Origin of the sequence: Kangiella spongicola (assembly GCF_003194565.2) — a bacterium.
Taxonomy (GTDB): domain Bacteria; phylum Pseudomonadota; class Gammaproteobacteria; order Enterobacterales; family Kangiellaceae; genus Kangiella; species Kangiella spongicola.
In genome coordinates this window covers 271,060-291,900 of the sequence record NZ_QICH01000001.1, presented here as the reverse complement: position 1 = coordinate 291,900, position 20,841 = coordinate 271,060, and the positions used below count along the sequence as shown (strand labels likewise).

At 43.2% G+C, this 20,841-nt stretch carries 19 protein-coding genes; 12 read left to right on the top strand and 7 right to left on the bottom strand.

The window, feature by feature from the left end; all coding sequences use genetic code 11:
• Nucleotides 1-54: 54 nt before the first annotated feature.
• A complete protein-coding gene (gene smpB / locus DL796_RS01215) occupies nt 55-534 on the bottom strand; it encodes an SsrA-binding protein SmpB (RefSeq protein ID WP_110199192.1) in 480 nt (159 codons plus the stop codon).
• Between the two features lie 137 nt (nt 535-671).
• Between smpB and DL796_RS01210 the strand changes: the two genes are divergently transcribed.
• From DL796_RS01210 to waaA, 3 genes are read left to right on the top strand one after another with little or no spacing between them, the layout of a single operon-like run.
• Nucleotides 672-1,103: a type II toxin-antitoxin system RatA family toxin gene (locus DL796_RS01210; RefSeq protein ID WP_110199190.1), complete on the top strand. Its 432-nt coding sequence runs from the start codon at nt 672-674 to the stop codon at nt 1,101-1,103.
• Nucleotides 1,104-1,136: 33 nt separating this feature from the next.
• Nucleotides 1,137-1,451, top strand: coding sequence for an RnfH family protein (locus tag DL796_RS01205; protein ID WP_110199188.1), 315 nt, complete (start codon nt 1,137-1,139; stop codon nt 1,449-1,451).
• On the top strand, nt 1,452-2,708 hold the full coding sequence (gene waaA, locus DL796_RS01200; protein WP_227592922.1) for a lipid IV(A) 3-deoxy-D-manno-octulosonic acid transferase: 1,257 nt from the start codon (nt 1,452-1,454) through the stop codon (nt 2,706-2,708). It abuts the gene before it with no gap.
• 40 nt (nt 2,709-2,748) lie between these two features.
• On the opposite strand, the gene DL796_RS01195 is transcribed toward waaA, so the two are convergent.
• Together DL796_RS01195 and DL796_RS01190 are read right to left on the bottom strand one after the other, a co-directional pair.
• A complete protein-coding gene (locus tag DL796_RS01195) occupies nt 2,749-4,122 on the bottom strand; it encodes a TolC family outer membrane protein (protein WP_110199186.1) in 1,374 nt (457 codons plus the stop codon).
• A gap of 43 nt (nt 4,123-4,165) precedes the next feature.
• Nucleotides 4,166-4,834, bottom strand: coding sequence for a protein-L-isoaspartate O-methyltransferase family protein (locus tag DL796_RS01190; protein ID WP_110199184.1), 669 nt, complete (start codon nt 4,832-4,834; stop codon nt 4,166-4,168).
• Between the two features lie 206 nt (nt 4,835-5,040).
• Here DL796_RS01190 and DL796_RS01185 point away from each other — a divergent pair, with 206 nt between their 5' ends.
• The 5 genes from DL796_RS01185 to parC all read left to right on the top strand — a co-directional run bounded on the left by DL796_RS01185 (nt 5,041) and on the right by parC (nt 11,297).
• The gene (locus DL796_RS01185; protein ID WP_110200675.1) at nt 5,041-5,640 is read left to right on the top strand and encodes an NUDIX domain-containing protein; all 600 of its coding nucleotides are present in this window, start codon (nt 5,041-5,043) and stop codon (nt 5,638-5,640) included.
• Nucleotides 5,641-5,645: 5 nt separating this feature from the next.
• Nucleotides 5,646-6,101 (top strand): DUF1249 domain-containing protein, encoded by a 456-nt coding sequence (locus DL796_RS01180; RefSeq protein WP_110199182.1) that lies wholly within the window; start codon nt 5,646-5,648, stop codon nt 6,099-6,101.
• Between the two features lie 42 nt (nt 6,102-6,143).
• Nucleotides 6,144-6,968 carry a 3',5'-cyclic-AMP phosphodiesterase gene (gene cpdA / locus DL796_RS01175; RefSeq protein WP_265090335.1) on the top strand — a complete coding sequence of 275 codons (825 nt, stop codon included), beginning with the start codon at nt 6,144-6,146 and terminating at the stop codon, nt 6,966-6,968.
• 157 nt (nt 6,969-7,125) lie between these two features.
• The gene (gene parE, locus DL796_RS01170; RefSeq protein WP_110199178.1) at nt 7,126-9,021 is read left to right on the top strand and encodes a DNA topoisomerase IV subunit B; all 1,896 of its coding nucleotides are present in this window, start codon (nt 7,126-7,128) and stop codon (nt 9,019-9,021) included.
• Between the two features lie 17 nt (nt 9,022-9,038).
• Nucleotides 9,039-11,297: a DNA topoisomerase IV subunit A gene (gene parC, locus DL796_RS01165; RefSeq protein WP_265090334.1), complete on the top strand. Its 2,259-nt coding sequence runs from the start codon at nt 9,039-9,041 to the stop codon at nt 11,295-11,297.
• A 10-nt stretch (nt 11,298-11,307) separates the two neighbouring features.
• Here parC and DL796_RS01160 read toward each other — a convergent pair whose 3' ends face one another.
• Nucleotides 11,308-12,390 carry a hypothetical protein gene (locus tag DL796_RS01160; RefSeq protein ID WP_110199176.1) on the bottom strand — a complete coding sequence of 361 codons (1,083 nt, stop codon included), beginning with the start codon at nt 12,388-12,390 and terminating at the stop codon, nt 11,308-11,310.
• Between the two features lie 124 nt (nt 12,391-12,514).
• Between DL796_RS01160 and serB the strand changes: the two genes are divergently transcribed.
• Nucleotides 12,515-13,447 carry a phosphoserine phosphatase SerB gene (gene serB / locus DL796_RS01155; protein ID WP_110199174.1) on the top strand — a complete coding sequence of 311 codons (933 nt, stop codon included), beginning with the start codon at nt 12,515-12,517 and terminating at the stop codon, nt 13,445-13,447.
• A 54-nt stretch (nt 13,448-13,501) separates the two neighbouring features.
• On the opposite strand, the gene DL796_RS01150 is transcribed toward serB, so the two are convergent.
• The 3 genes from DL796_RS01150 to epmB all read right to left on the bottom strand — a co-directional run bounded on the left by DL796_RS01150 (nt 13,502) and on the right by epmB (nt 18,621).
• Nucleotides 13,502-15,574, bottom strand: coding sequence for an EAL domain-containing protein (locus tag DL796_RS01150; protein WP_227592921.1), 2,073 nt, complete (start codon nt 15,572-15,574; stop codon nt 13,502-13,504).
• A gap of 137 nt (nt 15,575-15,711) precedes the next feature.
• Nucleotides 15,712-17,496, bottom strand: coding sequence for a hypothetical protein (locus DL796_RS01145; protein WP_110199170.1), 1,785 nt, complete (start codon nt 17,494-17,496; stop codon nt 15,712-15,714).
• An 84-nt stretch (nt 17,497-17,580) separates the two neighbouring features.
• Nucleotides 17,581-18,621: an EF-P beta-lysylation protein EpmB gene (epmB, locus tag DL796_RS01140; RefSeq protein ID WP_196597936.1), complete on the bottom strand. Its 1,041-nt coding sequence runs from the start codon at nt 18,619-18,621 to the stop codon at nt 17,581-17,583.
• A 26-nt stretch (nt 18,622-18,647) separates the two neighbouring features.
• On the opposite strand from epmB, the gene efp reads away from it, so the two are divergent.
• The 3 genes from efp to epmA all read left to right on the top strand — a co-directional run bounded on the left by efp (nt 18,648) and on the right by epmA (nt 20,823).
• On the top strand, nt 18,648-19,211 hold the full coding sequence (efp, locus tag DL796_RS01135; RefSeq protein WP_110199168.1) for an elongation factor P: 564 nt from the start codon (nt 18,648-18,650) through the stop codon (nt 19,209-19,211).
• Nucleotides 19,212-19,431: 220 nt separating this feature from the next.
• On the top strand, nt 19,432-19,854 hold the full coding sequence (locus DL796_RS01130) for a hypothetical protein (RefSeq protein ID WP_110199166.1): 423 nt from the start codon (nt 19,432-19,434) through the stop codon (nt 19,852-19,854).
• Between the two features lie 15 nt (nt 19,855-19,869).
• Nucleotides 19,870-20,823, top strand: coding sequence for an EF-P lysine aminoacylase EpmA (epmA, locus tag DL796_RS01125; protein ID WP_110199164.1), 954 nt, complete (start codon nt 19,870-19,872; stop codon nt 20,821-20,823).
• The last annotated feature ends 18 nt before the right edge of the window (nt 20,824-20,841 follow it).

Here is a 20,841-nt window from a genome sequence, read left to right as displayed (position 1 = left end):
AGTAGCAGGAATTATTCAGAGGCTCTGCCTAACTCCGGTCTTTCTTGAACTAAGTCACACACTATGCTTCATAATACGCTCTTTGGTCTTGTTCCATTCGCGTTCTTTCTCGGTAGCACGTTTATCGTGTAACTTTTTACCTTTAGCCAGGCCAATCTCTAGCTTGACTAGGGATTTTTTCCAATAGAGCTTGAGCGCGACGACTGCATAACCTTGCTGTTCAACACCTCTAAATAACTTGGCTATTTCATGGTTATTCAACAATAACTTACGGGTCCGCAAGGGATCTGCGACAACGTGAGTAGAAGCGCTTAGTAATGGTGAAATATGGCAGCCAAAAAGAAATGCTTCCCCATTTTTCAGTAATACATAGCTTTCAGCCAAATTTACTTTGCCTGCACGTAAACTTTTGACTTCCCAGCCTTGTAGCATCACGCCTGCTTCAAAAGTTTCTTCGATGAAGTAATCGTGTCTAGCTCTTTTATTTAAAGCTATGGCGCTACTGGATGGTTTGTTTTTACCTTTTTTTGCCACTCAATGAACTCTCGTTGCTGAAACTCAAAATAATCTCTGTTAAGGGATTATAGGGGGCAACGCACAGAGTCTCAATAGGTTAGGAGTTTAAAACAGGCAATGTTACAATTGCCGCAAGTCAGTTTTACGATAGAGTTATGAAGACAGTTAAGCGCCAAGCCTTATTACCTTATTCTGCGCAGCAGATGTTTGAGTTAGTCAATGACGTTGAAAAATATCCAGAGTTTTTGCCCAATTGTGTTGGCGCAACTGAGATAGAGCGCACAGAGACGGAAGTTGTTGCGAGTTTAGCCGTAGCAAAAGGCGGTTTTGAGAAGACGTTTACAACAAAGAACACGAATAATCCTTATGATTCCATTGATATGAAGCTTGTCGATGGCCCTTTTAAACATTTAGATGGGCGCTGGGAATTCACGTCTCTCGACGAGAAAGCCTGTAAGATAGAGTTAGTAGTGAACTTCGAATTCTCTAATATTTTAACCAGTATGGCTTTTAGTAGTGTTTTCAACCACTTGGCAGAGTCATTTGTCGAAGCTTTTTCTAAAAGAGCCGCCGAAGTTTACGGTTGAGGTGGACTGGTGACGAGTTAGGAGTGACTTCTAATGGACAATAAACTGCGTGTTGAGGTGTGTTATGCCTTACCCGAAGAGCAGACGCTTTTGGAGCTAATGGTCGATAAAGATGTAACCGTTGAAGAGGTGATTCACCAATCTGGGGTGATGGAACTTCATCCTGAGATAGACTTATCAAAAAATAAAGTAGGAATTTTCAGTAAACTGACCACGTTGGATGCGACATTACACGATGGTGATAGAATTGAAATTTATCGCCCCTTACTGATTGACCCTAAAGAAGTCAGAAAGCAAAGAGCCTTAAAGGCAAAACAGGACGCCGAAAAAAACAAGGAAAAAAAATAGGTGCTACGATTTATTTATACGACGATTTACTATCTTTGCGCACCTTTGCTGTGCTTGCGCTGGGTTTATAAAAGCTTTAAACCGCCCCAGTATCGTGAGCCGATGCGTGAACGTTTTGGAATTGTTCGAAGACAGCAGACGTCATCGATATGGATTCATGCTGTGTCTATGGGCGAATCTATTGCCGCAAAAACCATCATCGAGAAGTTGCTTAAGCTTAAACCGGACCTAAATATTGTGGTTACGACCACGACTCCGACAGGTGCTAAACAAATTATCGAGGGGCTAGGGGATAAGGTGATTCATCATTACTCGCCTTGTGATCTACCGGGAACTATTAAACGCTTCACCAAGAGGATTCAACCAAGCGCTTTGGTTATAATGGAAACCGAACTGTGGCCAAATTGGTTGCATCACCTCAAGTCTAAGAATATACCTGTCATTCTGGCGAATGCTCGAATGTCGGAAAAATCAGCGCAAAAGTATTTAAAGTTCCGCACCTTAAGCCAGCAAATGATGAGTGCTTTCAAATTGGTCTTGCCTGTTAATGAAAAAGACGCCAAGCGTTTTATTCGTTTAGGAGTCAGTCCAGAACGGTGCGTCACTACTGGAAACATTAAGTTTGATCAGGTATTTAAAAGCAATGGCGATGAATCCTATTTTCACAGTTGGGAAAATAATCCTAGTACCTTAGTGTGGTTGGCGGCCAGTACCCATAAAGGGGAAGATGAGATCTTATTAAAAGCGCATCAGAAGGTTTTAGAATCGCTACCTGAGGCTAAGCTGATTATTGTGCCTCGCCATCCCGAGCGCTTTGATGAAGTGTCAGACTTAGTGGCTGAGCTTGGCTTTAGTTTTCACAGCCGCTCACAACCAAACACTTGGAATGACGACAATCAAGTGATGCTTGGGGACAGTATGGGCGAGCTTATGCTGGCCTATAAACTTTCTGACATTGCCTTTGTCGGTGGAAGCTTAGTGCTTATTGGTGGCCATAATATGATTGAGCCGGCTTCGCTTGGTAAACCTGTCCTTTCAGGGCCTCATGTGCATAACTTTAGTGAGGTATATCGTGAGCTGAGCACTCAAGGGGGCGCAAAAACGGTAGATTCAGTGGAAAGTATCAGCGGGGCTGTGACACGTTTGATGCTTGATCAGCAGGAAAGGCAGCTTATGGGGCAGAAAGCCTTAGCAGTGGTGGAGCAAAGCCGCGGTGCGTTAGATAAAACGGTTAATCAGCTAGAGCCTTTCTTATAAAAGATTAGCTCTAGCATTTTGCATGTTTTTAATGGCTAGACTAGTTATTCAATAACCACTGATTCACTTCTTCAATATCATCTTTAGTTAAAGTTCCAACGGCTTCCTTCAGCTTTAAACCATTAATTAAATAGTCAAACTTGGCTCGACTTAGCGAGCGTTGGGCGGCATAAACGGAACGAGTCGCCTGCAAGACATCAATAATGTTTCGTGTTCCTGCCTGATAGCCATCTCTTGTCGCTTCTAAAGAGCTTTGACTCGACTCAAGGACACGCTTATTTGCATTGAATGACTGGATAGAAGCCTCGAGCGTGGTATAAGCCGAGCGCACACTACGTTGTATTTGGCGCGCGTTTTGCTCTAGTTCGTGAGTCGTCCGCAGATAGTTTTGCTTCGCCTTCTCTGTTTGAGCAGAGGTTCTAAGCCCTGAAAAGATAGGGATAGAAACCGTAACTCCAGCTTGGTAGCCGTCCGTCAAATTTGATGTGTTTTGATTAACACCTAAAGTAGGGAACATGCGCTCGGTATCACTTTCACGATCAGAATAACTCACTCGAAAGTTAGCGTTTGGATAATGCCCACTGCGATTACGCTTAATTTCATCTCGAGCGATACGGACACTCATTTGCTGAGCTTTTAAACCAAGATTCGACTCATTAGCCACTCGTAACCAGTCATCAATATTAGCTGGTCTCGGTGGTGTCATTTGGATGCTATTGCCAACATCCTCAAGTTCGCTGTAATACTGCCCTGTAAGTTCGCGCAGCGCTTCTTGGGCGTTAATTAAATTTGTTTCTTGGCTGATTTCGTTAGCAACAGACTGGTCAAAGTTCGCTTGTGCGTTCAGAAAGTCAGTGGCGTTTGCAAGCCCTGATTCATACTGTTCGCGAGTAAGGTCAAGCTGTTGCTGTAACGCTTGCTTTTCATTACGGGTAATAGCCAAGGTTTCTTGTGCCGATAGCACATTAAAGTAGGCTTGGGTCGTGCGAAGCATTAAACTCTGTAAGTTTGCACCATGGGTAAGTTCAGCCGCACGAACGCGCATTTCGGACTGTTCTAGCGCGATCCATTGACCCCAGTCGAATAACACCTGATCAAGTTGTACTGCATAAGTGGTTGTATTAACTTCACTGCTGAAAGGATCTGATGGACTTCCATCCAAGCCTTGACCTTCGCTATCGGTGTCTGAGCGTGAGCGACTGATACTGCCGTTGATTTGCGGCAACAAGCTTGATCTAGAAATTCGGTAGTCTTGCTCGGTCGCTTTAAGCGATGCTTCACTGATTTTGTACTGTGAATCATTGTTTAAGGCGTCCTGGTAGACGTCCATCAGGTCTGTGGCGGCGTAGCTGACGTTGGCTAGCCCGCAAAATAAAGTGGCTGCTAGTAAAGTGTGGATGTTTCTTAATTTCATCAGAAATTGTCTCGTCTTTGTTTAAATATCTGTTGTTGCCCGATTAAAAATCAAACTGCGGCTTGGGCTTGCTGTTGATTAGGCTTGGAATAACGGTTTCATAAAGGCTTTGAGTATGCCATTCGTTTTCGCCAGTTCGAGTGATTAGCTGAGCCTGCATCGCTGGCTCGGTACCTGTCACACAAAATAATCGCCCACCAATGGTTAAATGATTCAAATACTGCTCCGGTAGTTGATAACAACTGCCTGTAATCGCGATAGCATCATAGGGTTTGTGATGGGGCCAACCATTAGCCGCGTCTCCCTCTTCAAACTCAATGTTTGTGAGTCCTAGCTTGTTTGTGATTTTGCTAGCGGATTCAATGAATTCTTCAATAATATCAACGCTATACACTTTTTTAGCTAAACTCGCCATTAGTGCTGTGCAGTAGCCAGTTCCTGTGCCGATTTCAAGCGCTGTATCGGTCGGTTTAATGGCCAAAGCTTGTAACATCCGAGCTTCTTCTTTCGGCGTCATCATGATCTGGCTGTGGCCAATGTCTATTTGAGTGTCGGCGTAGGCTATCGACTTATAGTCCTTGGGAACGAAGCGATCACGAGCTAAACCGTGAATTTTATCTAGAACGCGCTGATCAAGGACATTCCAAGGCCTGATCTGTTGTTCAACCATATTATGTCGAGCTTGCTCTAAATCGGTTGTCGCTTCTCTCATGATTCCCTCTCTTCATAAAGATTAAAAACACTTAGCTTCGGCTTTATCGGCAAACAAGTGAATTTTAATCAAGAATAGTGCAAAGAATAGTCATTTCTTATATTTCAAACAACAATCTAAGTGTAACAGATTATGAAAGGCTGTAATCTCAAAAAGTATTAAGCTACTGTAAAGAATAGGTAAAGTCCCTGAGGATGATAAAAGGTATGTCTGAGTTCAGCAAAAGTGATGTGAAGTTTTTAGAGGAAAAGTCCCTCTACGAAGGGTTTTTCTCAATGAAAAAATACCGCTACCAGCACCGACGGTATCAAGGTGATTGGAGTCCTGTGGTGGAGCGTGAAGTTTTCGAGCGTGGCAATGCTGTCGGAGTGTTGCTTTACGATAAAAAGAAAGATAGCTTCGTATTGGTCGAGCAGTGTCGCCCCGGAGCTTTGGTCGGCGAAAAGTCCCCTTGGCTGTTAGAAATAGTTGCGGGAATGGTTGAAGAAGGGGAGAGTGCTTCTGATGTCGCCTATCGTGAAGTGCAAGAAGAAGCTGGCTGTGAGTTAACGCAGCTAATCCCTATGCCTAGCTATTGGGTCAGCCCCGGCGGAACCACCGAGTATGTGGATTTATTTTTAGGATTAGTGGATAGTGATAACGTAGCAGAGTTCGCAGGGCTCGAAACCGAGCATGAAGATATTAAGGTTTTAGTGGTTAAACGCAGCGAACTCTTGAATTTATTGCAAAGTGGCCGCATCAATAACGCTATGGCCTTGATTGCGATACAATGGTTTTTGATTAATGAGGCAAAACTAACCCTTTAAAGCTTATGAATAGAATCCGAAAGAAATACATCCCAGATCTGAAAGAGTTTATGGCGCTGTGTGCGAGCAACTATGCCAAGCTTTCTCGTCTGGTGGATTCTGTTGAGCTTGAGGTTGGTCAGGGTTTTAACCTTGAGATCGATAAGCAGCCTAACTTATTAATCTCTCTGGAGCAGAAAAGCAAACACACCGCGACCTATAAACTGCTCCAAGATGAAAAAGATATTAGCTTAAAACGTCAATACTTGGTGCGGATGTACCATGATGCCAAAGTAGCGGAGGTGTTGTCGGGGTTAAATCAAGGAATGTTGCCACCCGTTTATCCCTATCCCAATAATTTAATGAAGCAACCCGATGAAAAAATTCAGTTGAACCGGTTTTTGTCTGAATGGTTAAGTTTTTGTTTAGAATTTGGGCAACCTCACAGTTTAGATAGGACACAATTGGTGTTTTTTAATTAGAATAGGCGTCATAATAGGTAGAGTCATTAATCGGGGGATGTTTTGAATAAAGAGCAATCTCGTCTTTTTATAGGGCGAAACACTATGAAAGTATTGCATATTTCAGATCCTCATCTGTTTGCGGATGAGTCCTCGACCCTGCTCGGCGTTAACACCGAAGAAAGCTTGCAGGCAGTTTTGAGCGATGTAAAACAACGCCAAATTAACCCAGACCTCATTATCGTAACAGGTGATATTTCCCAAGATTACACGCCAGAGTCGTATCAAAAGTTTGTCGATTATTTATCAGCTTTTAACAAGCCTGTACTGAGTTTAGCGGGTAATCATGACGAAAAACCTAAGCTCAAACGGTTTCTGTCAAGCAAACCGTTTTCTACAACCGAGCAACTCATAACAGAAAATTGGCAACTACTAATGCTCAACAGCCATGTCCCTGGCAAAGTTCACGGGCATATTAGTGACGCAGAATTGCAGTGGCTCGAGTCCTGTTTGATAGAGAACAGCGATCTGCCGACCATGATTTTCACACATCATCATCCGGTACCAGTGGGCTGTGATTGGCTCGATAAAATCGGCATTGAAAACGGCCAGCAATTGGTCGAACTGCTATCAAGGCACACGCAGGTGAAGCAATGTGCATTCGGACACGTTCATCAATTAAGCGATACGCTCCACAAAAATGTTTGGTATCGTTCAGTGCCATCTACCTGTGTTCAATTCAAGAAACATTCTGCAGATTTTAGTGCGAGCCATGAAAAGCCTGGTTATAACCTTTATCACTGCTCAGATAATGGTCAAATTGAAGTAGAAAGCTTCCGTGCCGACAGTTATTTACCATCGGTCAATATGGCGATATCTGGTTATTAAATAACCGCTGGTAAGCTTAAAAACACCTCCAATTCAGCATTTCAACATTTTACTTGCACAATCAGATCACGCTTTATAGGATAAGGCGAGATAATAATTATAGATTCACCCAATTCAAAACTAAAAAGAATTAACGAGCTTATGGCAAAGAACCTCTATGGCAAATAATAAGTATACCGCTGATGATATTGAAGTCCTTAGCGGCTTAGATCCTGTTAAAAAGCGACCAGGCATGTACACCGATACTTCTCGCCCGAATCACTTAGGGCAAGAGGTGATTGATAATAGTGTGGATGAAGCTTTGGCGGGGCACGCCAAACTCATCCAAGTAGTGTTGCATGAAGATAACTCACTAGAAATTAGTGATGACGGACGCGGCATGCCAGTGGATATTCACCCAGAAGAAGGGATCCCTGGTGTGGAACTTATCATGAGCAAACTGCACGCTGGTGGTAAATTCTCAAATAAAAACTATCAATTTTCAGGTGGTTTGCACGGTGTAGGTATCTCGGTCGTCAATGCGCTATCGAAACGTATCGAGGTCACCGTTAAGCGAGATTCTAAGCAGTATGCTATGGCCTTTGAAAATGGCCTTAAAGTATCCGACCTCGAAGTTGTAGGTGAAGTTGGTAAGCGTAACACCGGTACCATGGTGAAATTTTGGCCGGACGAAACTTACTTTGATAGCGCTAAGTTTTCTGTAACGAAGCTTAAACACTTATTAAAAGCCAAAGCGATTCTATGTCCCGGCTTAAAGGTGGTTTTTGAAAACAAAGCGACTAAAGAAAAAGTCGAGTGGCATTATGAAGATGGCCTGACTGACTATCTTTTAGAGCAGGCTGTCGATCATGAGAAATTACCAGAAGAGCCTTTTGTTGGATCTTTTGCAGGTGAAACTGAAGCTGTTGATTGGGCTTTCTTCTGGATGCCGGAAGGTGGTGAATGTTTAGCCGAGAGCTACGTTAACCTCATCCCTACAGCCCAAGGCGGCACACACGTCAATGGTATGCGTAACGGCCTGCTTGAGGCGATGCGTGAGTTTTGTGAGTTCCGAAACCTTTTACCACGTGGCGTAAAACTAACTGCCGATGATATTTGGGACCGCATTAGTTACGTTCTTTCTGTCAAATTGGATGATCCCCAGTTTTCTGGCCAAACGAAAGAGCGCCTATCTTCGCGCCAGTGTGCGACCTTTGTAGCTGGCGTGGTCAAAGATGCCTTTAGTCTATGGTTAAACCAGCATTCAGTAGTCGGTGATGCTTTAGCTGAGCGAGCGATTAGTAACGCTCATAAAAGAATGCGAGCCAGCAAAAAAGTGGTGCGCAAAAAAGTTACTCAAGGCCCCGCATTACCTGGCAAATTAGCGGATTGTGTGGGACAAGATAGTATGCGCGGCGAGCTGTTTCTGGTGGAGGGTGACTCGGCCGGAGGATCAGCCAAGCAGGCTCGCGATAAAGAATTTCAGGCAATCATGCCGCTGCGCGGTAAAATTCTTAATACTTGGGAAGTCGAGCCGGAGCAAATTCTAGGCTCACAAGAAGTCCATGATATTTCCGTTGCAATCGGCTTAGATCCAAACACTGATGATTTATCCAAATTACGCTACGGCAAAATTTGTATTCTAGCGGATGCTGACTCCGATGGTTTGCATATCGCGACATTACTGTGCGCTTTGTTTGTTCGTCACTTTAAGCCGCTAGTCAAAGCCGGTCACGTTTATGTGGCAATGCCGCCACTCTACCGCATCGATATTGGTAAAGAGGTTTTTTACGCACTCGATGAGGATGAAAAGCAGGGGATAGTAGATCGCATACAGGCTGAAAAGAAACGTGGCAAGATTCAGGTGACGCGCTTTAAAGGTTTGGGTGAGATGAACCCTAAGCAGTTGCGAGAAACGACTATGGCTCCAGAAACTCGCCGCCTGATCCAGTTAACCATTGATAGTGGTGATAATTCTGAGCAGGTCATGGATATGTTGTTATCCAAAAAGCGTTCCGCCGACCGAAAGAGCTGGCTGGAAGAAAAAGGCAATAAAGCCGAAATCGAAGTTTAAACGGGTAGTGAATTAACGTGGAAGAAATAGATTACGAAGGCATTGAGCAAAAGTCTTTAGCAGAATTCACCGAAGAGGCGTACTTAAACTACTCCATGTACGTCATTATGGATCGCGCATTGCCACATATCGGCGATGGCTTAAAGCCGGTGCAACGACGAATTGTCTATGCGATGAGCGAGTTAGGCTTAAAAGCCACTTCAAAATATAAAAAATCAGCACGTACTGTGGGTGATGTGCTTGGTAAGTTTCACCCGCATGGTGATTCCGCTTGTTACGAAGCTATGGTTTTAATGGCACAGCCTTTCTCATACCGCTATCCATTGGTTGATGGGCAGGGTAACTGGGGTGCGCCAGACGATCCTAAGTCCTTTGCTGCCATGCGTTATACCGAGTCACGTTTAGCAAAGTACGCCGAAGTGTTATTGCATGAGGTGTCGCAGGGGACTGTAGATTGGATTCCTAACTTTGATGGAACCATGAAGGAGCCCAAGGTTTTACCGGCCAGAGTGCCTAACTTGCTGTTAAACGGCACTACCGGTATTGCTGTGGGAATGGCCACGGATGTTCCTCCTCACAACTTAACTGAAGTGGCTAATGCCTGTATCCATATGCTGGAGAACCCAAAGGCTACGGTTGAAGATCTGATGGAGTTTGTCGAAGGTCCAGACTACCCAACCGATGCCGAGATTATTACTTCGAAAGCCGATATTTTAGAAATGTATCAAAAGGGGCGCGGTTCAATTCGAATGCGTGCTCATTTTGAAAAAGAAGACGGTGAAATTGTTATCACAGCACTGCCACATCAAGCTTCAGGCTCAAAAATTCTAGAGCAAATAGCGAGCCAAATGCAGGCTAAAAAGTTGCCAATGGTCAGCGATCTTCGTGATGAGTCCGACCATGAAAACCCTACGCGGTTAGTGGTTGTGCCTCGCTCTAACCGTGTTGATACTGACGAGTTGATGAAGCATTTATTCGCAACCACGGATCTTGAGAAAACTTATCGGGTCAATATGAACATGATTGGTCTTGATGGTCGTCCACAGGTTAAAAATCTGCAGATGTTCGTCAAAGAATGGCTTGATTATCGTCTCGAAACGGTACGTCGTCGACTACAGTATCGCTTAGACAAAGTAATGGACCGTTTGCATATTTTAGACGGTTTATTAATTGCTTATCTCAATATTGATGAAGTGATTCATATCATCAGAACAGAAGATAAGCCAAAGCCTAAATTGATGGAGCGCTTCAAGATTACAGAAACTCAAGCAGAAGCGATTCTAGAGCTTAAGTTACGTCATTTAGCTAAACTTGAAGAAATGAAAATTCGAGGTGAGCAGAACGAACTAGAAGATGAAGCCGACTGGTTACAGATGACTCTTGGTTCAAAGCAACGAATGAAAACTGTGGTCAAGAAAGAGCTGCAAGAAGTTATCGACGAGCATGGCGATGAGCGTCGTTCGCCTATTGTTGAGCGCGAGGAAGCCAAAGCTCTATCAGAGACAGATCTTATGCCAACCGAGCCAGTGACGGTGGTGTTGTCTGAAAAAGGCTGGGTACGCTGTGCTAAAGGGCATGACATTGATGCCACAGCGATGAATTATCGCTCAGGAGACTCATTCCTCGATGCTTCACAAGGTAAAAGTAACCAGTACGCAGTATTCTTGGATTCTACCGGTAGAAGCTTCTCACTGCTTGCGAACACGCTACCTTCGGCGAGAGGGTTAGGAGAGCCTGTTACAGGACGTGTAAACCCGATTGCAGGGGCTGAGTTCTTAGCCACTATCATGGGCGAAGATGACGATAAGTTTTTATTTGCTTCTGATGCTGGCTACGGTTTTATTGCCAAATTTAGCGATCTGGTATCGAAAACCAAAAACGGTAAGGCATTTTTAAACTTACCGTCTGGAGCTAAGGTACTAAAGCCAAAGCGAATCCCACAAGCGGACGAGCTGTACTGTGTAGCAGTATCTAACGAGGGTCGGATGCTGGTCTTCAAGCTTGAAGACTTGCCAGAGTTAGCTAAAGGTAAGGGTAACAAGATTATCAGTATCCCTGCAGCTAGAGCGAAAAGCCGTGAGGAGTTCGTCGTTTCTGTAGCTGTAGTTGCGGCCGACGAAAGTTTAGTTATTTACTCAGGGAAACGTCATTTAACCTTGAAGCCAAGAGATTTAGAGCATTATCGCGGAGAGCGCGGACGCCGAGGAAGTAAGTTACCACGTGGCTTCCAGCGTGTTGACTCTATGGAGGTAGAAGAAAAAGAGTCACAGGGCTAAGAATCAGAAATTAATCATCACTTAAAAAACGAACCTGACGCTCGATCACGCTTTTTTGTTCGGCGTCAGGGGCTTTAAGCCTACAAAGTTCCACAATTTCACCGTCTTCGAGTTCGATATCAATTACCCTTTCGGCCGTCCAGTTATAATCACTTCCAGTCTCAACTAAGTGTTTTTCAAACCAGATCCCAGAGTCAATAATGTCAAAGAAAGTTTGATAAATTTCTTCGCCGAAGTTGAGTCGATGAACTATTATTTTAGGCTCTAGCTGTAATTGATGAAGACAGTGCTGTAATGCGTAAAGAGGGTTTTGATTCATTGGCGAATATTCGCGCTTTAAGCCTAAGGTTAATAACTTTTGATCGAATTGGGTTACGAAAAATCCATTCTGAGGTAACCAGCGATTAAGCACTCGAAGCAGAATATTAGCAGACTTGTCATTTAATGCAGACCATTGTGCTTTTATAATCAAGGAGCTAACGGCTTCGCTGTTTTCATCGTCTTTTTTTCTGCGCAGTAAATTTTTTATCAGTTGCACATTGGTTTCAGTCGACTTGGTCTCGGAAACCTGCTGTTTCGATTGTCTTTGCGAGCTAGAAAACCACCGTTTCGCATATAGCAAAACAACTAAAGCTAACCAAATTACCGCACCAAAAAACCAAATAAGCTCAGGCAGGAGCCAGTAAGCCTGATCGTCTAATGCCATGACTTGATTATTAGAGAAATAAATAATGAGATAGCCATTATAGCTTTCGTCGTAAGCGATGTTAGCGATAACGGGTTGACTAGGTTCATTAACAGTTTCGCCTGACTGATAGATTAGCTCACCATTGCGACGATAGATAGAAAGTTGAGTAATGGTCTTGTTTGATAGTAATTGCTGCCCTACGGTGGCGAGGGTGTCGGTGTCTTCATCTTCTATTAGATGGCCCATAAATGAGGCGCTAGCATTTGCCAAGCCTTGACTGTATTCTATGGCGAATTGTTGGGCTTGGTGCTTTTTAACAGATAAGGTCCACGAATACACCATAAAGCAAAGGGCCATAATCACTATAGCGGTAGATATAGCGATAGGGAATTTGGCGTTTCGCATTGTTGCGCTATGTTTATTGTTATCGGTCTTCACTAGAATATTGTGGGCACTAATTTACTGCTAATATATCATAGATTGGACTGCTTAAAAGCAATCCTGCCATATCACACTGTAGGGTTAATAGATGTTAATTGAGAAAAGCTGCACAGCGTTATTGTTTTTAATATCACGAAAGGATAACGAGCTGATAGAACACGCCTATAACGGTCAGAATAAATTGACCCCGCAAGCTGAGCTATCCTCAATAGTAGAGATACAAGCTGATAATCTAAAGTCATACTCGTCCTGTTTTCGGGTTACCCTGATAAGCGATAACAGAGATTTTGGGGCGCTTAGTTGGCGAGAGGCGTTTGATGCCTTTGCCAATGAAATTGAAGCCGACTACTGCTTACTCAGCGATGAAAAACTTAATTTCAAGCCTAAGCTCGCGGTGTTCGATATGGATTCCACGCTGATACCAATGGAAGTGATTGATGAGCTGGCAGCTGAGTTTGGAGTAAAGGATAAAGTTTCTCAAATTACTGAAGAAGCAATGCGCGGTGAGTTAGACTTCAATCAAAGCTTTGAGAAACGTTTGGCCCTATTGGCGGGAATGCCAAGAGAAGCGGTAGAAAAGGTGTTAGAGCGAATAAAACTTAACCCAGGTGTCGCAGAACTAACATCATACCTAGCCGACATAGGGGCTGAAATTGGTATTGCTTCGGGAGGCTTTAAGGACTTTGCGCGTTACGTTGCACAGCATATTAATGCCCATGAAATTAAAGCTAACACGTTGAATTTTAATGATAAAGACGAGCTTACTGGTATCGCAGAGCTCCCTATAGTCAATGCCGAGATAAAAGCTCAAATATTAACAGAGTGGGCGCAAGATAGAGGGGTGAAACTTAGTGAAACATTAGCTGTAGGGGATGGGGCTAATGACTGGCTAATGCTAAAAAATGCTGGTTTTGGTGTAGCCTACAAAGCAAAGCCATATTTAAGAAATCGAGCTGATTGCGTTCTTCAGTATTCTGAGATGGATGGCTTAATCGATATTCTCAAAACCGTGTCCGAATAACTAAAAAAAGCCCCAGTCATGCTGGGGCTTTAAATTTTTCACTTACTTTATAGCTTAGAAGTCACTATCCGCAAAATCATAGTTCAACTTCGGAATTGGCTTCGAGACATAGTTGCCCATCACAAAATCAACGCCTAGTGGCCAGATTTGTGCCAGTGTTGAAGCATCCTCTAGGTTTGAAATAATGGTCTTTGCTTCAGTTTCTGCAGACGCTCTAACGATAGCTTGTACTTTATCAGTGCCATGCTCTTTTAGCGTATCGATAAAGTTTGGTGCCATTGCTACATACTCAGGCGCGATTGACTTCACAAGTTCTGTATTATCAATCTCAACTCCTGACAGGCATAAAGGAATTCCTGTTTTCTTTAAAGCTTGGCGTAACTCTAATACTTTTTTGTAATAGGTTTGTGCCATATGCCCCTTGATTGTCATGACTAGGTTGCCACTCTCAATTCCTGAGGCGCTGACTAGCTTTTCTAACCAATCCTCTAGACCTTCCCTTAATAAAGTATTAGGGCTTAAGGCTAGGAAGAGCTTGTTATCATTGCCAGACTCTTTATCTTTTACTAGGACTTTAAGGGCGTGCTTTAAAGTGACCTTATCGATATCAGCATCCATTCCTACTTTCTCAAATATTGGGAATATCTGCTCACCTAACCCCCAGCTTCCATCACTAAGTTGGTAACGGAAGTAGCACATGTACTGCTTGCTTGAGCTACCTTTGAGGCTCATCATTGGCTGGAAGAACAAGGTCATCTTGCTTTCATCACGAGCATTAGTGAACTCTTCAAAAATCTTGCGCTCATCTTCAGTAAGTAAACTATCTATTGAAGGGTTAAATATTTGGTAGTTATTGCCGCCTTTTTCTTGCAAGTTATGCGCTACAGTTGTGGCGTGTAATAGAACTTTTCCAGGCTCCAGATCATGGCCGGTACATGGCACGCCGCCGATGCTTAATGTTACTTTTAAAGTCTGACCTGAGATCTCAAATAAGTGTTTTTCAATCTCTTGAATCAACTGCTTAGGTAACTCAGTCGGCGCTCTATCGGTGTCCCTGACTAATATAGCAAAGCTGCTATCACTAATACGGCCAATGATGCTTGTGCTTTCACATTTATCATGAAGCCAGTGTGAGACATCTTTTAGCAGGGTATCGCAGTCTGCGATACCGAATTGATTTCGATAACTAGTAAAGTTGTCAATTTCTAGGAAATATAGAATTGAGTTAAGATCGTCTTTCCTTGCTACTTCAACGGTTTCATTGAGTTGATCCATCAATGCAGGTCTATTCAGAGCACCGGTAACTTGATCGATTTGACTCATTTCTTTTAGCTTCTGCATCAGCTCCTGCTGATCGCCTACATCACGCACGAGTAGCTGTACACACTCCTCATCGTCATAGATTGCAGAGCTAATGATAAAGTCAGCTTCAAACTCTTCCCCAGATGAGGTTTTTCCTTTAATTAACTGGCTAACCTCAGTTCCTTCCTGAGCTTGGCGCTTTAATAATGCGCGAATATTATCTTTCTCATCATCAGCGACAATATCCATAATGGTCATGACGATAATTTCATCTTCCTCATAACCGAATCTTTTAATATACGACGGGTTGGTATAGATGTGCATTCCTTCATGGATATATGCGATCGCATCTTTCGAGCTATCAAGTAAGAGTTCGTTACGCTTATTGGTTTCGTAAACAATCTTGTTAGCTTGCTCAAGAGATTGTAATGACTCCACTAATTTTTGATCACGCTTTACTATCATAGCGAGTAGGTCTAAAGACGTTGCTGGAATGCAGTCTTTCAAGCCTAGTGCTAGCATTTCAAAGCGCTTTTCTTCGCTGTAATCATTTGTTAGAAGAACTGAAGGCACTGCTATTGGTTGATTTTTGAGTTGTTTGAGCGCCTGTTTAATTGGCAGGTTATCCAGCTCATCAATGAACAATGCCTGCTGCCACTGTTTTAGATTAGTAGCGTCTTTGAGTTGTTCGCTATCGGAAATTACAAGATGCCGAATTGGGATGCCCATGTTTTTTAAATGACTTGATACCTGTTCGCTGTCGTTGGGCGAAGAGGAAAAAATGAGCATGTTTATAGGAGACTTCTTAACCTTTTCTTTCATCATTGCCGTCTATTCGTTATTTATTAGTATTAGTAGAGATATTCTAACGCGATTCCTACTAAGTTACTGTAACTGAGCCACAACTTCTACAATAATAAACCCCTGTTGAATCTGCAAGCCCAGTTAACGGGTAAGACAATCTATTTACGGCTAAATTGGAACTGTATAAAGTTGTCCGTTTCAATAATCTTTTTGTTCAATTCGATCTTAAATTCGTCGCTAGGAGTCATGATGGCAACTGTTTGGCCTGAACGGTAACCGAGAGGCGGCAGTATAATGGTGGCATCCACTCCTACGTTAGGCATATCTGGCAAATATAAACCATTATGATGATAAGCTGGTTTAGCATAATCCCAATCTAACGTGGCTCGAACTGGCGTCGCTTCTGGAGCTATGATTTCGGCGCCAATAAGAAATACAGAGTTTTTATGCCAACGATTCCAACGGATCATTCCCAGGTTATATTGTTCTTCAGTTCCTTTTACATTTTTTATGGTAATGAGTTCGTTGGCTTCGGCATAAGTCGAAGGTGCTTTTTCAAAGCCTAAACAGAAACCGGCAGGACTGACATCTCGAACCATCCCAGAAGTCCATTGATAGCGAGGTTTTGCCTTAATTTCCTTGAATGGCTTGTCTTCTTTTTGATGCTTCTTATCTTCTTTGCTAAGAGGCTTGTATATCGAAGCAAAGGCATCTTGAGTCTTTTCATGCCCCATATTTAAGCTTAAATTAGAGCTGCTAGAGCGGCTTTTCCATACAAAACTGTGCTGGCTATCGTCTTCCTGTTCTAGCTGCAAAGAGTCGGACTCAATGCTCAACGGTTTGCGTTTATTCTGTCCGAAGAACCTTTGATGAACCTCTGAGCCTAACTTTTCAACTAGGAAGTGGTGAGACGCCGCTAACCCAACGCAAACTTCTGTGCTGGCTTGCGAGTTCATACGGATAAAGTTTCGATTTAATTGCTTACTCCAGTGAGTAATCAAATGTTCAGTAAGCTCTTGATCTAGTTCAAAACTAGTAGCCTTTTTCGTAAACCGACTAAAGAACCCGCCTGACTCATTGTTGAGGTGGCGCTCTAGAGCTTCAGTTGGGCCTTTTAAGTTAATGCCTACTACTCGCTGACCTTTGTGTTCTATGGAGTTGATAGGTTGGGGTGGAATATCACTGTCTGGCAAGTAAGCGAATAAACAACCTTCTGTATCTTCGGGCTGCAACTCAGCGAGATCAGCGAGATCCTCTATTTCATTATAAATATCGTTGATTTCGCCATGCTTAAGTTGATATGGATTAGAGACCGGCAATATTAGGTTAATCAGCAATTGCTTTTTAATTGTTCCTAGTGGGGCCGAGTCTTTTTTGAGTTTGTGTTCAAGCAAGCCGTGCTTCTCTGCTAGCTTATAAATAATGTTTTGTTGAACCCAAAGTTTAGCACCGACAGTCTTATATAACTGATAACGCTGTAACTGGATAAAACCTTGGAATTGAAGACTGTTAGCGCAAGCTGCGGGTAAAATAGTGGTTTTATATTTTTCCAGTGCAGTAACATCAGCCTGCAAGTCTTCGATAATGGTGTTGAAGCCAAAAATTGTCTCAGAGGCTATAGCGTGAACTAACTCGGAAGCTGATTGTAATTTCTGCGAATATTTTAAAGGGCTGTGAATATAGACAGTAGCCAAGGAATTTAAGGTGTTTAGGCAAGAAGGCTTCAAAGCTTCTAAAATTTGCAGTCGGGTTTTCGGGGGGAGTGGCGATTGATTCAGATCGTAAAGGTAGTGAAAAATTTTCGAAGCGGTTTCGCCGATATCTGCGACCGGTAGATTTTCCATCCACTGTTTAGCTGTCTTGACCGTTGCTGGGATATCAGCAACCATAACATCGTTTTTAACCCTAACGGTTAACCCCAACTGTCCTTTCGTTAGCGCCATTGTCGTCTCCTTTAAATATGGCATCCGACTGATACTTCATCTTAGCGAAAAGCAACTCATGGCGCTAGTGGTTTTTGTCTTAAGTTATTGATTCGTATTGCTTATATCAATCCATGATTTATTTGGCTTGCCGGCTTCTTCGCGAACTAATTTCGGCACCAAGAACCCAGCTAACTTGGCTTGAAGTTGCTGCATGATCTGAATTGCATGGCTCTCGTCAGAATCGAAGTGTTGTGCCCCTTGAACTTTGTCTAATAAATGCAGGTAATAGGGCAGGATATTGCTTTTGAATAATTTTTCACTAAGTTCGGCTAACGTGTCGCTATTATCGTTGATATGTCGCAATAATACGGATTGGTTAAGTAGGGTAATACCAGCGGAGTGAAGACGTTGCATGGCGAGGCTAACCATATCATCAATTTCGTTAGGGTGATTAATGTGTGTAACTAGAACGCACTGAAAACGGCTTTGGCTTAGGGTGTTGACCAGCTTAGAAGTCACTCGTTGTGGAATTACGATGGGTAAGCGAGTGTGAATTCTTAGCCTTTTTATGTGCTTAATATCCTCTAGCATGCTGATAAAGTCATGCAAATAGCTGTCTGTTACCGCTAAAGGGTCGCCGCCACTTAAAATAACCTCGTTAATTTCAGGATGTTGCGACAGGTATTCAAATATATCTTTCCAACCCGCTTTGCCGAGTTGGTTATCAGCGTAGGGAAACTCGCGCCGAAAACAGTAACGGCAGTTAATGGCACAAGCGGTAGCCAACATGACCAAAACGCGGCTTTTATATTTATGAAGCAGTCCGGGCAAGGCGCTGTCATGCTCGCCAAGGGGATCTTTGTTATAACCGGCGACTTGAGAGTTTTCTTCTGCAACAGGCAGCACTTGTCTTAGCAAAGGATCGTCAGGATTACCAGCTTGCATACGCTCGACAAACGGAAGGGGAACACGCTGTGCGAAAGCGTGATCGAGCAAAACCGACTCAGACATAGTGTCGAAATCGATATTTAAGTGCCTAAGTAGCTCTTTTGGCGACGAAAAAGCACTAGAAAGTAACTTTTTCCACTCATTGTCCTGCCAATAAGAGTCGTTTCGCGTTAAAATCTTCACGTTTTGAATCATAATATATCAAGTTTTTAGAGGAACTCATGGGAACAATTACTACAAACGACCTACGCAATGGTACCAAACTGATACTCGATGGCGAACCATGCACGGTTGTTGATAACCAGTTTGTTCGACCAGGTAAAGGCCAAGCATTTAGTAAAACCAAGGTATTATACTTACTAACTGGGCGAACTGTTGAGAAAACTTTTAAATCAGGCGAAAGCATCGAAACCGCCGACGTCATCGATACAGAAATGGAATATATCTATAACGATGGTGAGTTTTGGTACTTCATGGATGCAAACACATTCGAGCAAGTGCAAGCAGACGGCAATGCGGTTGGCGAAGCCAAAAATTACTTGATTGAGCAAGATAAATGCCAAGTAACGCTTTGGAACGGCAGCCCAATCTCAGTAACGCCGCCAAACTTCGTCGTCCTAGAAGTAACAGACACAGACCCAGGCTTGCGCGGCGACACTTCAAGCGGTGGCTCAAAGCCAGCGACCATGCACACAGGTGCGGTCGTTAAAGTGCCTTTGTTTGTGAATATTGGTGATAAGCTAAAAATTGATACGCGCTCGGGTGAGTACGTTTCACGCGCCTAGCTTGTTAAATTCTCGCTATACTGCGTTACGTTGCTTTTTGAAAATGCTCACTTAGCTGATCTAAGCTCCGCGTTTCAAAAAGCAACAAGCCTTGTCTAGCAAGAATTTTCCGGTGCTAGAGGGGTATGCTGGGTCTGGCTTTGTGTCTAATCAAATCTGATGCCTCGTCCAAGTAAATTTTATCTCCATTAGGGACGCTGGTTTGGCTCGGAGTTTTTTGATGAAAACAGGTTATAGACTTAATTGTTTCTGCTTAACTCTTGCTCTTTTCGGTTGTACGAAAGGAAGCAATGATTACAACCAAATGGTTCCTCTAGAGGATTTAATGGAGAACCCTAAGCCCTATATCGAGCAAAGGATAGAGACTGTTGGGTATGCATATTTTCATGAGCATACTCCGTCTACTTCGCTATATCTTGACGAAGAAAGTTCAAGTGACCCTTTTACTGAGTCTGTTGTATATCTTGCAACGAATAACTTAGAGGAGAGTGAGGAACTGAAAGCATGCTCAGGGAATAGTGTGATGGCTTTTGGTGTTTTTAAACCCCAATCAGATATCGGACTTATACTACATGTTGATAAAGGGGTTAGAGTTATAAATGAACAAGGAGAAGTTAAAGAGTTTTGCTATAAGCCTGAGTAAAAAGAAAGTAAATAAATGTCTAACTGGAATCCAACTGCTTCAATCGAAACCTTAAAAGCGCGCGCTAAAATAATGGCGCGAGTGCGGGAGTTTTTTGCTGAGCGGGATATCTTAGAAGTAGAAACCCCTTTGTTAAGCCGTTATGGCGTGACTGATCGCTTTATGAAGTCGTTTAAAGTAAACGATTACATGGGAAGCGAGGGGTATCTCCAGACATCACCTGAGTATGCCATGAAGCGTTTGTTGGCGGCAGGCTCCGGTTCAATTTATCAGATCTGCAAAACCTTCCGGCAGGATGAGTTTGGTTCGCGGCATAATCCAGAGTTCACCATGTTGGAGTGGTACGTCGAGGGCTATGACCATCACCAATTAATGACACAAGTGTTTGATTTAATGGATACTTTGTCGGAAAAAGAGTTAACGCCAGTCAAGCTAAGTTATCAAGAGGCGTTTGAGCAGTACTTGCAGATTGACCCTTTAACCATAGAAAATTCAAAGCTTTCAAAGCTGAGTCATGAGCTTTTAGGGGAGCTGCCGGAAGATTTAGAGCGTGATGACTATCTAGCTTTATTGTTTGAAGATCAGATCGAGCCAAAATTAGGGCTTGGGCAGGAAGTTTGCTTCATTCATGGCTATCCAGCAAGTCAGGCGGCACTGGCGAAGTTAGATCCTAGCGACCCACGCACGGCTTGCCGTTTCGAGGTATATTGGCATGGGGTTGAGTTAGCTAATGGCTTTTATGAGCTTACCGATCCTGCTGAGCAGTATGAACGCTTTAAAAAAGATAACGCCTGCCGTCAACAAGATGGTAAGCCATTAATGTCTATCGATTCGAACTTCATAGTAGCGCTAGAGCAGGGGCTTCCTGAGTGCTCGGGTGTGGCGCTAGGAGTTGATCGCTTGGTCATGATTCTACTAGAACTGCCAGAAATTAAGGATGTTCTAACTTTCCCTTCAGATCGCGCTTAGCTTTATCTAAGTAGCTGA

Coding starts and splice junctions, on each gene's coding strand:
- DL796_RS01210 (WP_110199190.1), top strand. CDS start 672: ATGAAGACAGTTAAGCGCCAAGCCTTATTACCTTATTCTGCGCAGCAG.
- DL796_RS01205 (WP_110199188.1), top strand. CDS start 1,137: ATGGACAATAAACTGCGTGTTGAGGTGTGTTATGCCTTACCCGAAGAG.
- DL796_RS01195 (WP_110199186.1), bottom strand. CDS start 4,122: ATGAAATTAAGAAACATCCACACTTTACTAGCAGCCACTTTATTTTGC.
- DL796_RS01190 (WP_110199184.1), bottom strand. CDS start 4,834: ATGAGAGAAGCGACAACCGATTTAGAGCAAGCTCGACATAATATGGTT.
- DL796_RS01185 (WP_110200675.1), top strand. CDS start 5,041: ATGTCTGAGTTCAGCAAAAGTGATGTGAAGTTTTTAGAGGAAAAGTCC.
- DL796_RS01180 (WP_110199182.1), top strand. CDS start 5,646: ATGAATAGAATCCGAAAGAAATACATCCCAGATCTGAAAGAGTTTATG.
- parE (WP_110199178.1), top strand. CDS start 7,126: ATGGCAAATAATAAGTATACCGCTGATGATATTGAAGTCCTTAGCGGC.
- DL796_RS01160 (WP_110199176.1), bottom strand. CDS start 12,390: ATGCGAAACGCCAAATTCCCTATCGCTATATCTACCGCTATAGTGATT.
- serB (WP_110199174.1), top strand. CDS start 12,515: ATGTTAATTGAGAAAAGCTGCACAGCGTTATTGTTTTTAATATCACGA.
- DL796_RS01150 (WP_227592921.1), bottom strand. CDS start 15,574: ATGATGAAAGAAAAGGTTAAGAAGTCTCCTATAAACATGCTCATTTTT.
- DL796_RS01145 (WP_110199170.1), bottom strand. CDS start 17,496: ATGGCGCTAACGAAAGGACAGTTGGGGTTAACCGTTAGGGTTAAAAAC.
- epmB (WP_196597936.1), bottom strand. CDS start 18,621: ATGATTCAAAACGTGAAGATTTTAACGCGAAACGACTCTTATTGGCAG.
- efp (WP_110199168.1), top strand. CDS start 18,648: ATGGGAACAATTACTACAAACGACCTACGCAATGGTACCAAACTGATA.
- DL796_RS01130 (WP_110199166.1), top strand. CDS start 19,432: ATGAAAACAGGTTATAGACTTAATTGTTTCTGCTTAACTCTTGCTCTT.
- epmA (WP_110199164.1), top strand. CDS start 19,870: ATGTCTAACTGGAATCCAACTGCTTCAATCGAAACCTTAAAAGCGCGC.